Source organism: Streptomyces sp. NPDC053431, from assembly GCF_044544925.1.
Classification (GTDB): domain Bacteria; phylum Actinomycetota; class Actinomycetes; order Streptomycetales; family Streptomycetaceae; genus Streptomyces.
Map to the genome: position 1 here is coordinate 106,690 of NZ_JBITXX010000009.1, position 14,283 is coordinate 120,972.

A 14,283-nucleotide genomic window follows, 5' to 3' on the forward strand; every position below is an offset into this window, starting at 1 on the left:
CCGGCGGTCCGCGCGGACGCGGACCGCCGGGGTGCCTTCCCGGCCTACTTCAGGACGAGCGAGGTCCACTGCTCGATCCACTGGTCGCGGTTCTGGGCGATCTTGTCGGGCGCCATGGTCTCCGGCTTGTCGATCACCACGCCGTGCTTGGTGAACAGCTCCGGCAGGGTGGCGTCGTTGGCGACCGGGTTGACGAACATCTGCAGCGGCATGTCGTCCTGGAACTTCTTGGAGATCAGGAAGTCGATCAGCGCCTTGCCGCCCTCGGGGTTCTTCGCCCCGTTCAGGAGGCCGGCGAACTCGGTCTGCCGGAAGCAGGTGCCGGTGGACACACCGGTCGGGGCCACCTTGGGCTGCGGCTGCGCGTAGAGCACCTCGACCGGCGGGGAGGAGGCGTACGAGACGACGAGCGGACGGTCGCCCTTGGCCTGCTTGCCGCCGGCCGACCCGGAGAACTCCTGGTTGTAGGCGAGCTCCCAGCTGTCGACGGTCTTCACGCCGTTGGCCTTGAGCTTCTTCCAGTAGTCCGGCCAGCCGGCGTCGCCGTACTTCGCGGCCGTACCCAGCAGGAAGCCCAGGCCCGGGGAGGAACGCTCGGGGTTCTCGACGACGAGCAGATCCTTGTACGCCGGCTCGGCCAGGTCGTCGAAGGTCTGCGGCGGGGCCAGCTTCTTGTCGGCGAAGTACTTCTTGTCGTAGTTGACGCAGATGTCGCCGGTGTCGATCGGGGTGACCCGGTGCTCCTTGTCGAGCTGCAGCGCCGCCGGCACCCGCTCCAGGCCCTTGGCCTCGTACGGCGTGAAGATGCCGTTGTCGAGGGCGCGGGACAGCAGGGTGTTGTCGACGCCGAAGAAGACGTCGCCCTGCGGGGAGCCCTTGGTCAGGATCTCCTTGTTGACGGCCTCGCCGGCGTCGCCGCTCTTGAGGACCTTGACCGTGAAGCCGGTCTGCCGGGTGAACTCCGCCAGCACCTCCTTGGAGGCGTTGAAGGAGTCGTGGCTGACCAGGGTCACGGTCTTCGGCGCGGGCGACGCGCCGTCGGCCTTGTCCTTGCCGCCGTTCCCGCCGCCGCAGGCGGCGAGGGTGGTGACGCCGAGCGCCGCGACGAGCGCGGCGGCGGCGGCCTTCTTGGTGGTCACGTGGACTTCCTCCTGGGTGTGACCAGGAAGAGACGCGGCCCTGCCCGCGTCCGGGCGGCGGACGCGGGCAGGGCGCAACAGCTCGAGGTACGACCGAACTTCCTACCCAGAATGACCTGGGCGAGGTTCAGAGGGTCTGCGGCCTGACGGTGCCGCACTCTCAGCGCTGTGGCGCTCCCCTGTCGGAATATGCAGATGTGTTCGAGCTCAGACTACAAGGTCAGCGTTCGGCGGCGGCCAGCTGTCCACAGGCGCCGTCGATCTCCTGGCCGCGGGTGTCGCGGACGGTGACGGGCACGCCGTGGGCGGCGATGGCCTCGACGAACGCCTTCTCGTCCTCGGGACGGGACGCGGTCCACTTGGAGCCGGGCGTCGGGTTCAGCGGGATCAGGTTGACGTGCACCCGCTTGCCCTTGAGCAGCCGGCCGAGGAGGTCCCCGCGCCAGGCCTGGTCGTTGATGTCGCGGATCAGGGCGTACTCGATGGAGATCCGGCGGCCCGACTTCTCCGCGTACTCCCAGGCCGCGTCGAGGACCTCGCGGACCTTCCAGCGCGTGTTCACCGGCACCAGCGTGTCCCGCAGCTCGTCGTCCGGCGCGTGCAGCGAGACGGCGAGCCGGCACTTGAAGCCCTCGTCGGCGAACCGCAGCATCGCCGGCACCAGACCGACCGTGGACACGGTGATGCCGCGCTGCGACAGACCGAGCCCGTCCGGCTCGGGGTCCGTCAGCCGCCGGATCGCGCCGACGACCCGCTTGTAGTTGGCGAGCGGCTCGCCCATGCCCATGAAGACGATGTTGGACAGCCGCGCGGGCCCGCCGGGCACCTCGCCGTCCCGCAGGGCACGCATGCCGTCGACGATCTGGTGCACGATCTCGGCGGTCGACAGGTTCCGGTCGAGCCCGGCCTGCCCGGTGGCGCAGAACGGACAGTTCATGCCGCAGCCCGCCTGCGAGGAGATGCACATGGTCACCCGGTCCGGGTAGCGCATGAGCACCGACTCCACGAGGGTGCCGTCGTGCAGCCGCCACAGCGTCTTGCGGGTGGTGTCGTCGTCACAGGAGACGTGCCGCACCACCGACATCAGATCGGGCAGCAGCTCCCCCGCGAGCTTCTCGCGCGAGGCGGCCGGGATGTCGGTCCACTCCGCGGGGTCGTGCGCGTACCGCGCGAAGTAGTGCGTGGACAGCTGCTTGGCGCGAAACGGCTTCTCGCCGATCGCGGCGACCGCCTCCTTGCGCTCGGCGGGCGAGAGGTCGGCGAGGTGCCGCGGCGGCTGCTTGGCTCCGCGCGGGGCGACGAAAGTGAGTTCTCCGGGCTTGGGCATGGTGCTACCAGTGTCGCAGACGGAAGCCGGTGGGCCGGGGCAGAAGCTTGTGAGGTGTCCGTTACCGCCGCTCGGGCGCGTCTCAGGTCACTTCGGACAGCCCGGAGACGGCTCGGTGACTCCGCCGCGGGCTCTGCCCTTTCCACGATCCGCCGACCGGGAGGGGCCGGCAAGGGCCGCGAAGCCGGAGGCCCTGGCGACCGGCGGCGGCTCGCCCGACGGCGCGACGTCCTGCCCCGCCGGGCAGACCCCGCCTCCGGGAAAGGCGCGCCCGCCGGATCGGCCGATCGGCGACTCACTCGAACCTGGATCAACCCCGACCGCTGACCCGCCGGGCGGAACGGGAAAGGGCCCCCGGGCCGGCACCTGACGTGCCGGGCCGGGGGCCCTTCCGTGCAACCGGGAGATCCGCTCAGCCGCTGCCCACGAACGCCACCAGCAGCAGCCACACCACCGGCGCCGTCGGCAGCAACGAGTCCAGCCGGTCCATGATGCCGCCGTGGCCCGGCAGCAGCGTGCCCATGTCCTTGATGCCGAGATCACGCTTGATCATCGACTCGCCCAGGTCACCCAGGGTCGCGCTGGCCGCGACCGCGAGACCCAGCAGGAGGCCCTGCCACCAGCTGCCGTCGTCGATCAGGAACTCCATGCACAGCGCACCCGCCGCCATCGCGAACGCCACCGCGCCGACCAGGCCCTCCCGCGTCTTGCCGGGGCTGATCCGCGGCGCCAGCTTGTGCTTGCCGAAACGCCAGCCCACCGCGTACGCCCCCGTGTCGCTGACCACCGTCAGCACCAGGAAGGTCAGCACCCGCTCCGGACCGTCGTCGGCCGTCAGCAGCATCGCCACGAAGGTCGCCAGGAACGGCACGTAGAACGCGGCGAAGACACCCGCCGTTACGTCCTTCAGATAGCCCTCGGGCGGCTCCGTCATACGCCACACGAGCACCGCGAGCGCCGTGAGCGCCATCGCCACCCACGCGCCCTCCGCGCCCCGCACGTAACCGGCGACCACCATCGCCGCGCCACCGACCGCGAGCGGCACCAGCGGAGCCTTGATCCCCTTGCGCTCCTGGAGACGGGACGTGAGCTCCCACAGGCCGACGACCACGGCGACCGCGATGACACCGACGAACGCGGGCTTCCAGATGAACAACGACGCGATGATGACGGCGCCGAGCCCCAGGCCGACCCCTATCGCCGCGCCCAGGTCACGACCCGCGCTCTTCTTCTGCCGAGGCTTCTGCCGAGGCGAAGGCGCGGGCTGGGACGGGCTGGACATGGGCTCCTGCGGGTGCTCGTGCGGCGTCTCGTCACGGAACAGGGGACCACTCGGCTGAGCGGCCCCCCGGTCGTGATCGTCCTGGTTGTCGCCGGCGGGAACGTCGGACACGATGGGCATGGGCCGAGTCTGCGCCGCCTGCCGCCCTTCGTAGGCGGGACCCGCCGGGGCAGGCCCCTGGTCGGGTCCCCCGAAGCCGGTTCCGGCCGGGGCCCCCCAGGAAGAGTCGTTCATCAGACCTCGAGCAGCTCGGCTTCCTTGTGCTTCAGCAGCTCGTCCACCTGCGCCACGTACTTCGCGGTGGTGTCGTCGAGCTCCTTCTCGGCACGGCGGCCCTCGTCCTCGCCGACCTCGCCGTCCTTGACGAACTTGTCGATGGTCTCCTTGGCCTTGCGGCGCACGGAGCGGATCGAGATCTTGGAGTCCTCGGCCTTGCCCTTGGCGACCTTGATGTACTCGCGGCGGCGCTCCTCGGTCAGCTCCGGGAACACCACACGGATGATGTTGCCGTCGTTGCTCGGGTTGACGCCGAGGTCCGAGTCGCGGATGGCCTGCTCGATGTTGCGCAGCGCGCTCTTGTCGAACGGGGTCACCACGGCCATGCGCGGCTCCGGCACCGAGAACGACGCCAGCTGGTTGATGGGGGTGATGGCACCGTAGTAGTCCGCCACGATCTTGTTGAACATCGCCGGGTGCGCACGGCCCGTGCGGATCGCGGCGAAGTCCTCCTTGGCGACCACGACGGCCTTCTCCATCTTCTCCTCGGCCTCGAGGAGGGTCTCTTCGATCACCACTTGCTCCTGCGTGTCGTCGCGTTGTGTCCTGCACGGTGTACGACCGGCAGGGCTCTGTCCATCCCCCTCGCGGGGCGGTTCCCGGTTCGGGTCAGGCCCGGGTGCCCTGGTCGCTCACGAGAGTGCCGATCTTCTCACCCTTCACCGCGCGCGCGATATTGCCCTCGGCGAGCAGTTCGAAGACGAGGATCGGCAGGTTGTTGTCGCGGCACAGGGTGATGGCGGTGGCGTCGGCGACCTTGAGGTCGCGGGAGAGCACCTCGCCGTACTCGAGTGCGTCGAACTTGACCGCGTCCGGGTTGGTCTTCGGGTCGGAGTCGTAGACCCCGTCGACACCGTTCTTGCCCATGAGCAGGGCCTCGGCGTCGATCTCGAGAGCACGCTGCGCGGCGGTCGTGTCGGTGGAGAAGTAGGGCATGCCCATACCGGCGCCGAAGATGACCACACGGCCCTTCTCCAGGTGGCGCACGGCGCGCAGCGGGATGTACGGCTCGGCGACCTGGCCCATGGTGATGGCGGTCTGGACGCGGGAGTCGATGCCCTCCTTCTCCAGGAAGTCCTGGAGGGCGAGGCAGTTCATCACGGTGCCGAGCATGCCCATGTAGTCGGAGCGGGCCCGGTCCATGCCACGCTGCTGGAGCTCGGCGCCGCGGAAGAAGTTGCCGCCGCCGATCACGATCGCGATCTCCGCGCCGTCGCGGACGACGGCGGCGATCTCGCGCGCGATGGCGTGCACGACGTCCGGATCGACCCCGAGGCCGGTACCGCCGGAGAAGGCTTCTCCGGACAGTTTCAGCATGTAGCGGCCGGCCTTTTTGCCGTTGTTGTCGTCGCCCTGTGCGGCGCCCTGATTCATGGAGATCTCCTCGTGCACATACGAAGAAGGCCATTGCCCGTGGGTCCTTGCGGTTTCCCGTACGGCAATGGCCTCCTCGTCAGATCTGCGGTCGTCCCACGCGTGCGCGGACGACTGCCTCAGACCCTACCGGGGTCCGGTGTCCGTTGCGTACGGACTCAGATGCCGACCTTGATGCGGGTGAAGCGCTTCAGGGTGACACCGGCCTCGTCCAGGATCTGCTGGACGGACTTCTTGTTGTCAAGGGCGTACGGCTGGCCGAGCAGCGTGGCGTCCTTGAAGAAGCCGTTGACGCGACCCTCGACGATCTTGGCGATCGCGGCCTCGGGCTTGCCCTCGGCGCGGGTGGTCTCCTCGGCGATGCGACGCTCGGACTCGACGACCTCGGCCGGGACGTCCTCGCGGGTCAGGTACTTCGGGGCGAACGCGGCGATGTGCTGCGCGACACCCTTCGCGACCTCGGCGTTCTCCTTGTCCAGCTCGACCAGGACACCGATCTGCGGCGGCAGGTCGGGCATGGTGCGGTGCATGTACGCGAAGACGAAACCGTCGTTGTACTGCGCGAAGCGGTCGAGGACGATCTTCTCGCCGAGGTTGGCGTTGGCCTCGTCGACGTACGCCTGCACGGTCTTGCCGGCCTCGATCTCGGAGGCGAGCAGGGCCTCCAGGTCGGCCGGGGAGGTGGCGGCGACGTGGGCGGCGAGCGCGTTGGCGACGGCGAGGAACTTGTCGCCCTTGGCGACGAAGTCCGTCTCGCACTTCAGCTCGACCAGGACACCGGAGGTGTTGTCGTCGGCGATGAGGGAGACCACGGCACCGTTCTCGGCGGAGCGGCCCTCGCGCTTGGCGACACCCTTCTGGCCCTTGATGCGCAGGGCCTCGACGGCCTTGTCGACGTCGCCGTCGGCCTCGTCCAGGGCCTTCTTGCAGTCCATCATGCCGGCGCCGGTGAGCTCGCGGAGCTTCTTGACGTCAGCGGCGGTGTAGTTCGCCATGAGTCTTTTTCTCTTTCGAAGTCTGAAAGATCGGGCGGGTCCACGGGTGGACGGCGGGGGCTTCGTGGGCCCCCGCCGTCGTCACCCGAAGGTCCTGAGGGACCGGAAGGGTCAGGCCTGCTCGGCGTCGGCGGCCGGAGCCTCGGCGGCCTCCGCAGCCGGAGCCTCGGCGGCGTCCGCGGCCGGAGCCTCGGCGGCCGGAGCCTCGTCAGCCTTCTTCTCGCCCTCGAGGAGGTCGCGCTCCCACTCGGCGAGCGGCTCGCCCGCGGCCTTCTCGCCCGGCTTCGAGTCGCCGGTCGCGGCGCCGGAGCGGGCGATGAGGCCCTCGGCGACGGCGTCGGCGATCACGCGGGTGAGCAGGGTGACGGAGCGGATCGCGTCGTCGTTGCCCGGGATCTTGTAGTCGACCTCGTCGGGGTCGCAGTTGGTGTCGAGGATCGCGACGACCGGGATGTGGAGCTTGCGCGCCTCACCGACGGCGATGTGCTCCTTCTTGGTGTCGACGATCCAGACGGCGCTCGGCACCTTCTGCATCTCGCGGATGCCGCCGAGGGTCTTCTCCAGCTTGGCCTTCTCGCGGGAGAGGACCAGGAGCTCCTTCTTGGTGAGGCCGGAGGCGGCCACGTCCTCGAAGTCGATCTGCTCGAGCTCCTTGAGGCGCTGCAGACGCTTGTAGACGGTCGAGAAGTTGGTGAGCATGCCGCCCAGCCAGCGCTGGTTGACGTACGGCATGCCGACGCGGGTCGCCTGCTCGGCGATGGCCTCCTGGGCCTGCTTCTTCGTACCGACGAACATGATGGAGCCGCCGTGCGCGACGGTCTCCTTGACGAACTCGTAGGCGCGGTCGATGTACGACAGCGACTGGAGCAGGTCGATGATGTAGATGCCGTTGCGCTCGGTGAAGATGAAGCGCTTCATCTTCGGGTTCCAGCGACGGGTCTGGTGACCGAAGTGGACGCCGCTCTCCAGCAGCTCCCGCATCGTGACGACGGCCATGGCCGTATCTCCTTGGGTTCTCGGTTGTGTTCCTGACGCCCCGGCGCGCCGTGCCACGAGGGACCGAAAGGCGCTGCCACCTGCCGCGGAGACCGGTGGCGGGGCGTGCGAAGTCGACCCGGTGACCCGGGTCGCCATGGAAAGTGTACGGGACCCCGGAGGCACCGGGTGACGGGACTGTCCACAACCGGGCCGTTGTCCACAGATTCCGCTGATGCCGGTCATCGCCCACCCCGGCCGGGCAGCCTCGTCCCATGCACCACGTCACCCTGATCCTGCTGACCCTGATCACCGCGGTCTGGCCCCTCGGGCCGCCCCGCCCGGACATCCTGCGCGGCTGGCAACCACCGCCCGGCCCCTACGCAGCGGGCCACCGCGGCGTCGACCTCGCCGCCCCACCGGGCACCCCGGTCCTGGCCCCCGCAGCCGGCACGGTCACCTTCGCGGGCCCCGTCGGCGGTCGCGGCGTCCTGGTCGTCACCCTGTCGGGTACGGGCGCCCCGCCGCTCCGCACCACCTACGGCCCGGTCGACCCCCTGGTACCGGCAGGCACCCCGGTCCGCCCCGGCGACGTCCTGGCCCGCGTCGCCCCCGGCGGCCACTGCCCGGAGTCCTGCCTCCACTGGGGCCTCCTCCGCGGCGACACCTACCTGAATCCCCTGACCCTGATGCGCACGGGCCCGTCCCGGCTGCTGCCGGTACGGGGGGTGCCGGACTGAGACACGAGACGGGGGCGGGAAGGGAGGGGAGGGGTGGGGGGAGGGAGGGGACGGGGGGAGGGGGAGGGCCCCCGGAGGCGGGGACCGGCGATCAAGCCCCGGGGACGGAGGCCGGGGCTCAAGCCCCGGAGTCGGTGCCGGGGCTCAAGCCCCGCAGACTCCGCCCAGGGCCATGGAGACGGCCGCGTCGGCGATGGTGGCGGGGTCTTCGGCCGCGCCGAGTTCGATGCGGCGGACGGCGGCGTCGACGACGCCCTGGAGGAGCATCGCCTCCAGGCGTGGCTGGGGCCGGCCGAGAGCGGTGAGGGCTTCGACGATCATGGTGACGAGGCCGCCGTGGGCGGCTCGGATCTTCTCGCGGGCGCCGTCGTCGAGCTCGCTCGCGGAGATCGCGACGACCGCGCGGTGGCGCCGGTCCCCGACGAGCTCCAGCTGGCTGCGGACGTACGCCTCGACCTTGCCCTCCGCGGTGTCGGCGGCGGCCATGGCCGCCTCGACCTCGGCGGCCCACAGGGGGAAGTCGACGGCGCAGAGTTCCTCGACCACGGCCGCGCGGGAGCGGAAGTACTCGTAGACCGAGGAGCGGGCCAGGCCGGTGCGCTCGGCGAGGGCGGGGAAGGTCAGCGCCTCCGTCCCGCCTTCGGACAACAGGGAACGCGCGGCGTCGAGCAGGGCGCCGCGCTGCATGGTCCGGTGCTCGGCCACGGAGGCCGCTCGAATCCTGGGCACGGCTCCACTGTACGGCGAGCGGGCCCGGCTCGGTCAGCGACCTACGTCGGCCAGTTTGGCGCGCAGCTGGAGGACGGACTTGGTGTGGATCTGGCTGACCCGGCTCTCGGTGACGCCGAGGACGTGGCCGATCTCGGCGAGGGTGAGGCCCTCGTAGTAGTAGAGGGTGACGACGGTCTTCTCGCGCTCGGGGAGCGTGTTGATGGCGCGGGCGAGCAGCCGGCGCAGTTCGCGGTCCTCGGCGACCTCGACGGGGTTGTCGGCGGCGGTGTCCTCGAGGGTGTCCATGAGGGAGAGCCGGTCGCCGCCTTCTCCGCCGACGTGCAGGAGTTCTTCCAGGGCGACGACGTTGGCCAGGGACAACTGGCTGAAGACGGAGTGGAGTTCTTCGAGGGTGACGCCCATCTCGTCGGCGACCTCGGCCTCGGTGGGGGTGCGGCGCAGTTGGGCTTCGAGGGTGGCGTAGGCGCGTTCGACGTTGCGGGCCTTCTGGCGGACGGAGCGGGGGATCCAGTCGAGGGCGCGGAGTTCGTCGATCATGGCGCCGCGGATGCGGGTGATGGCGTAGGTCTCGAACTTGATGGCCCGCTCGACGTCGAACTTCTCGATGGCGTCGATGAGTCCGAAGACTCCGGAGGAGACGAAGTCGGCCTGTTCCACGTTGGACGGGAGGCCGACGCTGACGCGTCCCGCGACGTATTTGACGAGGGGCGAGTAGTGCAGGATCAGCTGTTCCCGCAGCCGCTCGTCGCCCGTGTCCTTGTAGGAGCGCCACAGCTCGTCGAGCGAGGTGGGTGCGGGTGGTCGCACGGTGCCCCGGGCTGCTGGGGGCACCGCGGCGCGGTCAGACCCGGAGGTGTGCTGGGGCATGCGTTGACTTGTGCCGTTCTGCTGTCGGGTGCGAAGGAGGCGTCGTTCCTGTTGTCGGGTGGGGGATCCACGTGAGCGTAGCGTGAGTGGGCTGTCGCGGTGCGCGAACGACGAGGGATGGCGCCGGTCGGGGTGGCCGCCGTCGCCGGGGTCTTCGAACAGGGGCCGTGGCGCGGGTCGGCCCCTCGGGTGCGGCCGAGAGAACTCGCTTGCTCATCGGCTTCACCATTTCACCCGAATGCTCCGGGTCAAGTACCGCCATGCCGGGCGTTCGACGGTTCTGTGCGCCTGTTCGTCAACCTCCAGTCGTCCTGTTGTCGCTCGACGAACCCGAGGGAGTGGAGTTCGTACAGCTTGGCGAGGGTGTGGTCGGGGTGGGTGCCGGCGCGGGCGGCGATGTCGGCGAGGGGGGCGGGGCCGCGGCCGGGGAGGGCTTCGAGGACGCGGGCGGTGTCGGGGGCGAGGAGGTCGCGGGGCAGGACGGGGCCGCGGCGGGGTGGGGCGAGCTGGCCGATGGCGCCGACGAGTTCGACGATCTCGGCGGCGTCGGTGACGAGGGTGGCTTCGCCGCGGAGCAGTTCGTGGACTCCGGCGGAGAGGCCGCTGGTGACGGGGCCGGGGACGCCCATGGTGTGGCGGCCGAGGCGGGCGGCGGCGCGGGCGGTGACGAGGGAGCCGCTGCGGTGTTCGGCTTCGACGACGACGGTTCCCCGGGTGAGGGCGGCGATGACCCGGTTGCGGAGGATGAAGCGGCTGCGGGTGGGGTGAGCGCCGGGGGGCAGTTCGCCGATGAGGAGGCCTTGTTCGGCGATGCGGTTGATGAGGGCGGCGTGGCCGGGTGGGTAGGCGCCGTCGACTCCGCAGGCGAGGACGGCGATGGTGGCGCCGCCGCCGGCGAGGGCGCCGCGGTGGGCGGCGCCGTCGATGCCGAAGGCGGCGCCGGAGACGACGACCCAGCCGCGTTCGGCGAGTCCGGCGGCGAGGGTGGCGGCGGTGTGGGCGCCGTAGGGGGTGCAGGCGCGGGCGCCGACGACGGCGACGGAGCGGAGGGCCCAGCCGCGGAGGTCGGCGGGGCCGCGGCACCAGAGGCCGAGGGGGCGGGCGTCGCCGAGGTCGTCGAGCTGCCGGGGCCATGCGGGGTCGCCGGGGACGAGGAAGCGTCCGCCGAGTCGGGCGACGTGGTCGAGGTCGCGTTCGGGTGTGGCGGTTCGGGCGCGGCGCCGCCAGTTGGCGAGGCGCCGCTCGCCGATGCCGGGCGGTGTCTCGGGGGCGCGGGTGGGGGCCCGGCGGTCGCCGTCCTTGGGGGATGTCCTGGGGGCGGGGAACAGTGCCGCGTCGTCGTCCGGCTCCTTCAGCAGTTGCAGGAAGGTGGTGGCTCCGTGGCGGCGGACGGCTCGGCCGGCGTGTTCGTCGCCGGGTTCGACGATGTGGGTGAGGGCGGCTCGGGCGAGGCGCTCGTCGTCGGTCGGTGTCATGGCCACTCCCCCGCGGCGACGGGGACGCCTCGGGCGATGCCGGTGCGGAGTTCGAGGGCGAGGGCGAGGTCCTCGGCGTCGGGTCGGTCGTGGCCGGCGAGGTCGGCGGCGGTCCAGGCGACGCGGAGGACGCGGTCGAGGCCGCGGGCGGTGAGGAGGCCGCGTTCGATGTCGCGTTCGGCGGCGGCGAGGGCTCCGGGTGCGGCGGTGTAGCGGGTGCGGAGTTCGTGGCCGGGGATTTCGCTGTTGACGGTCCAGGGGGTGCCGTCGAGGCGGGCGGCGGCGCGGGCGCGGGCTTCTCGGACCCGGTCGGCGACGGTGGTGCTGGGTTCGCCTCGGCCGCCGGGGCCGAGGAGGTCCTCGCGGGTCACGGGTTCGACTTCGACGCGTAGGTCGACGCGGTCGAGGAGGGGGCCGGAGAGGCGGGCCTGGTAGCGGCGGATGAGGGAGGAGGGGCATTCGCAGCCGGTGCCGTGGAGGGTGTGGCGTCCGCAGGGGCAGGGGTTGGCGGCGAGGGCGAGGAGGAAGCGGGCGGGGAGGCGGACGACGCCGGCGGCGCGGGCGACGACGACGTGGCCGGATTCGAGGGGCTGGCGGAGGGCGTCGAGGGCTTTGGTGGTGAATTCGGGGGCTTCGTCGAGGAAGAGGACGCCGCGGTGGGCGAGGGAGACGGCGCCGGGGCGGGGCAGTCCGTTGCCGCCGCCGATGAGGGACTGCATGGTCGCGGAGTGGTGGGGTGCGCAGTAGGGCGCGCGGTGGACGAGGGGTTCGCCGGGCGGGAGGATGCCGGCGACCGAGTGGACGGCGGTGACTTCGAGGGATTCCTGGCGGGTGAGGGGCGGCAGGATGCCGGGGAGGCGTTCGGCGAGCATGGTCTTGCCGGCGCCGGGTGGTCCGGAGAGCAGCAGGTGGTGGGCGCCGGCGGCGGCGACTTCGAGGGCGCGGCGGGCGGTGTGCTGTCCGGCGACGTCGGCGAGGTCGGGTCCGTCGGCCGGGTCGGCGGCGAGTCCGGTGCCGACTCCGGCGCCGGGGACGAGGAGGCCGGCGAGCATGGGGTCGGGGCGGCCGTCCTCGTCGGGTTCTTCCTGGGGGACGGGCTCGTCGGCGAGGACGGCGATGAGCTGGCGCAGGGTGCGGACGCCGAGGACGGAGACGCCGGGGACGAGGGCGGCTTCGCCGGCGGTCTGTTCGGGGACGACGACCTGCCGGTATCCGGCGTCGGCGGCGGCGAGGACGGCGGGCAGGACGCCTCGTACCGGGCGGACGCGTCCGTCGAGGCCGAGTTCTCCGATGAGGACGAGGTCGGCGATGGCGCGGGGGTCGATGCGTTCGGCGGCGCCGAGGACCGCGGCGGCTACGGCGAGGTCGAAGCCGGAGCCTCCTTTGGGGACGGAGGCGGGGCTGAGGCCGACGGTGAGCTTCTTCTGGGGCCACTCGGCGCCGGAGTTGGCGATGGCGGCGCGGACGCGGTCGCGGCTTTCGGTGAGGCTCTTGTCGGGGAGTCCGACGAGGGTGAAGGCGGCGACTCCGGCTTCGAGGTCGGCCTGGACCTCGACGAGGACGCCTTCGACGCCGACGAGGGCGACGGAGCAGGTGCGGGCGAATCCCATCAGGCCACCCCCTGGGCGTGGGTGACGAGGGCTGCGCCGCGGCGGGGCAGGACGACGCCGACGAGGTCGATGCGGACGCCGCCGCCGGGTGGGCGGCCGTGCCGGTCGAGCCAGCAGGCGGCGAGTCGGCGCAGCCGGGCGGCCTTGCGGGGGGTGACGGCGGCCATGGGGTGCTCGAAGGCGCCTTCACGGCGGGTCTTGACCTCGCAGATGACGAGGGTGTCGCCGTCGCGGGCGACGATGTCGATCTCTCCGGTGCGGCCGCAGCGCCAGTTCCGGGCGAGGATCTGGAGTCCGGTCGTGGTGAGCAGGCGGGCGGCGAGCTCTTCGCCGTATCGCCCGAGGGCGCGGGTTGCGTTCATTCGGTACCACCTCCGGCACCGAATGTGACGCATCGTGACGCCGCGTGTGCGGCGCTGTGGACAGGCGGCTCCTTGTGGAAAACCGGGCCACCCTCACGGGTGGTCTCAGCTGCCGGGGAGCTCCAGGTCGCTCTTGTTGAGCTCCTCGATGTTCACGTCCTTGAAGGTGAGGACGCGGACCTGCTTGACGAAGCGGGCGGGCCGGTACATGTCCCAGACCCAGGCGTCGGCCATGGAGACCTCGAAGAACACCTCGCCCTGGACCGAGTGCACCTGCATCTCGTAGTCGTTGGTGAGGTAGAAGCGCCGCTCGGTCTCGATCACGTATTTGAACAGCCCGACGACGTCGCGGTACTCCCGGTAGAGCTTCAGCTCCATCTCGGTCTCGTACTTCTCGAGGTCCTCGGCGCTCATGGCATGTTCCCCTTCAGCCGTGCGTCCCCCTATTGTGCGCCAGTCGTCCGGGCCCCTAGACGATTTCCGGGGCGAGAACGAGCGGCGCGCTCGGGGGTCCTTCGTCGAGCAGCGTGCGGAGCAGCTCGGCCAGTCTGTTGGGGTACACCGTCTCACGCGCCGCCGACAGTTCGGCGGAGGTCCACCACCTCAGGCCGGCGACACTGCGGGCCTCCAGCTCGGTGAGCCCGCCGGGAGCGGTGGCGGTCTGTGTGGTGCGGGCCAGGTAGTACCACTCGTCCTGGTCCCAGCGGCGGCCGTCGAAGGGGAAGGAGCAGTAGCGCTGCCACAGCACGGGCCCGAGGTCGACGTCGGTGATGCCGGTCTCCTCGGCGAGCTCGCGCAGCGCGGCCTCCTCCCGGCTCTCGTCGCCCTCCAGGCCGCCGCCGGGGGTGAACCACCAGGTCTGGGCGGGGTCGTCGGGCTCGTAGCCGTGCAGGAGGAGGATGCGGTCGTCCGGGTCGAGCAGGACGACCCGTGCCACGCGCCGGGCCACGGCCGGAGCTGCCGCGGGGGCCGCCGCCGCGGCTCCGGCTCCGGCGGGGGTCGCCGCCGCAGGGGCCGCCGCCGTGGTGGAAGCCGCTGCGGTGGTGGGAGCCGCCGCAGTGGTGGAAGCCGCCGTCGCGAGAGCGGCCGTTCCGATGTCTCCAGCCGTGCCGTCGGCGCGCTCCGCGGC

General features: G+C 71.4%; 15 protein-coding genes and 1 riboswitch. Of the genes, 1 reads left to right on the forward strand and 14 read right to left on the reverse strand.

The features are described from left to right. Positions 1-44 precede the first annotated feature (44 nt). The 7 genes from ACIGXE_RS21925 to rpsB all read right to left on the reverse strand — a co-directional run bounded on the left by ACIGXE_RS21925 (position 45) and on the right by rpsB (position 7,389). A complete protein-coding gene (locus ACIGXE_RS21925; protein WP_399749852.1) occupies positions 45-1,139 on the reverse strand; it encodes a thiamine ABC transporter substrate binding subunit in 1,095 nt (364 codons plus the stop codon). Between the two features lie 81 nt (positions 1,140-1,220). Continuing rightward, positions 1,221-1,330, reverse strand: a riboswitch (TPP riboswitch). Positions 1,331-1,359: 29 nt separating this feature from the next. Then, positions 1,360-2,466: a 23S rRNA (adenine(2503)-C(2))-methyltransferase RlmN gene (gene rlmN, locus ACIGXE_RS21930; protein WP_399749854.1), complete on the reverse strand. Its 1,107-nt coding sequence runs from the start codon at positions 2,464-2,466 to the stop codon at positions 1,360-1,362. 412 nt (positions 2,467-2,878) lie between these two features. Beyond that, the gene (locus ACIGXE_RS21935) at positions 2,879-3,982 is read right to left on the reverse strand and encodes a phosphatidate cytidylyltransferase (protein ID WP_399749856.1); all 1,104 of its coding nucleotides are present in this window, start codon (positions 3,980-3,982) and stop codon (positions 2,879-2,881) included. Next, positions 3,982-4,539, reverse strand: a complete 558-nt coding sequence (gene frr, locus ACIGXE_RS21940; protein ID WP_030690629.1) for a ribosome recycling factor — start codon at positions 4,537-4,539, stop codon at positions 3,982-3,984. Before frr ends, ACIGXE_RS21935 begins: the two co-directional genes overlap by 1 nt. 94 nt (positions 4,540-4,633) lie before the next feature. Further along, a complete protein-coding gene (gene pyrH / locus ACIGXE_RS21945) occupies positions 4,634-5,398 on the reverse strand; it encodes a UMP kinase (RefSeq protein WP_365348889.1) in 765 nt (254 codons plus the stop codon). Positions 5,399-5,556: 158 nt separating this feature from the next. Next, positions 5,557-6,393, reverse strand: coding sequence for a translation elongation factor Ts (gene tsf, locus ACIGXE_RS21950; protein WP_399749859.1), 837 nt, complete (start codon positions 6,391-6,393; stop codon positions 5,557-5,559). A 111-nt stretch (positions 6,394-6,504) separates the two neighbouring features. Next, a complete protein-coding gene (rpsB, locus tag ACIGXE_RS21955) occupies positions 6,505-7,389 on the reverse strand; it encodes a 30S ribosomal protein S2 (RefSeq protein WP_399749861.1) in 885 nt (294 codons plus the stop codon). Between the two features lie 254 nt (positions 7,390-7,643). Between rpsB and ACIGXE_RS21960 the strand changes: the two genes are divergently transcribed. After that, positions 7,644-8,108: a M23 family metallopeptidase gene (locus ACIGXE_RS21960; protein ID WP_399749863.1), complete on the forward strand. Its 465-nt coding sequence runs from the start codon at positions 7,644-7,646 to the stop codon at positions 8,106-8,108. A gap of 144 nt (positions 8,109-8,252) precedes the next feature. Here ACIGXE_RS21960 and ACIGXE_RS21965 read toward each other — a convergent pair whose 3' ends face one another. From ACIGXE_RS21965 to ACIGXE_RS21995, 7 genes are all read right to left on the reverse strand, one after another. Continuing rightward, positions 8,253-8,813 carry a TetR/AcrR family transcriptional regulator gene (locus ACIGXE_RS21965; RefSeq protein ID WP_399750137.1) on the reverse strand — a complete coding sequence of 187 codons (561 nt, stop codon included), beginning with the start codon at positions 8,811-8,813 and terminating at the stop codon, positions 8,253-8,255. A 57-nt stretch (positions 8,814-8,870) separates the two neighbouring features. Next, on the reverse strand, positions 8,871-9,707 hold the full coding sequence (whiG, locus tag ACIGXE_RS21970; RefSeq protein WP_128977543.1) for an RNA polymerase sigma factor WhiG: 837 nt from the start codon (positions 9,705-9,707) through the stop codon (positions 8,871-8,873). 248 nt (positions 9,708-9,955) lie between these two features. Next, positions 9,956-11,182, reverse strand: a complete 1,227-nt coding sequence (gene dprA, locus ACIGXE_RS21975; RefSeq protein WP_399749865.1) for a DNA-processing protein DprA — start codon at positions 11,180-11,182, stop codon at positions 9,956-9,958. Continuing rightward, positions 11,179-12,792, reverse strand: coding sequence for a YifB family Mg chelatase-like AAA ATPase (locus tag ACIGXE_RS21980; RefSeq protein WP_399749867.1), 1,614 nt, complete (start codon positions 12,790-12,792; stop codon positions 11,179-11,181). The genes dprA and ACIGXE_RS21980 overlap by 4 nt, the downstream gene beginning before the upstream one ends. After that, the gene (locus tag ACIGXE_RS21985) at positions 12,792-13,154 is read right to left on the reverse strand and encodes a YraN family protein (RefSeq protein WP_399749869.1); all 363 of its coding nucleotides are present in this window, start codon (positions 13,152-13,154) and stop codon (positions 12,792-12,794) included. Before ACIGXE_RS21985 ends, ACIGXE_RS21980 begins: the two co-directional genes overlap by 1 nt. 105 nt (positions 13,155-13,259) lie before the next feature. After that, complete coding sequence (locus tag ACIGXE_RS21990; protein WP_005311352.1) at positions 13,260-13,568, reverse strand: DUF2469 domain-containing protein; 309 nt, start codon at positions 13,566-13,568, stop codon at positions 13,260-13,262. Positions 13,569-13,623: 55 nt separating this feature from the next. Beyond that, the gene (locus ACIGXE_RS21995; RefSeq protein ID WP_399750139.1) at positions 13,624-14,103 is read right to left on the reverse strand and encodes an NUDIX hydrolase; all 480 of its coding nucleotides are present in this window, start codon (positions 14,101-14,103) and stop codon (positions 13,624-13,626) included. Positions 14,104-14,283: the final 180 nt, after the last annotated feature.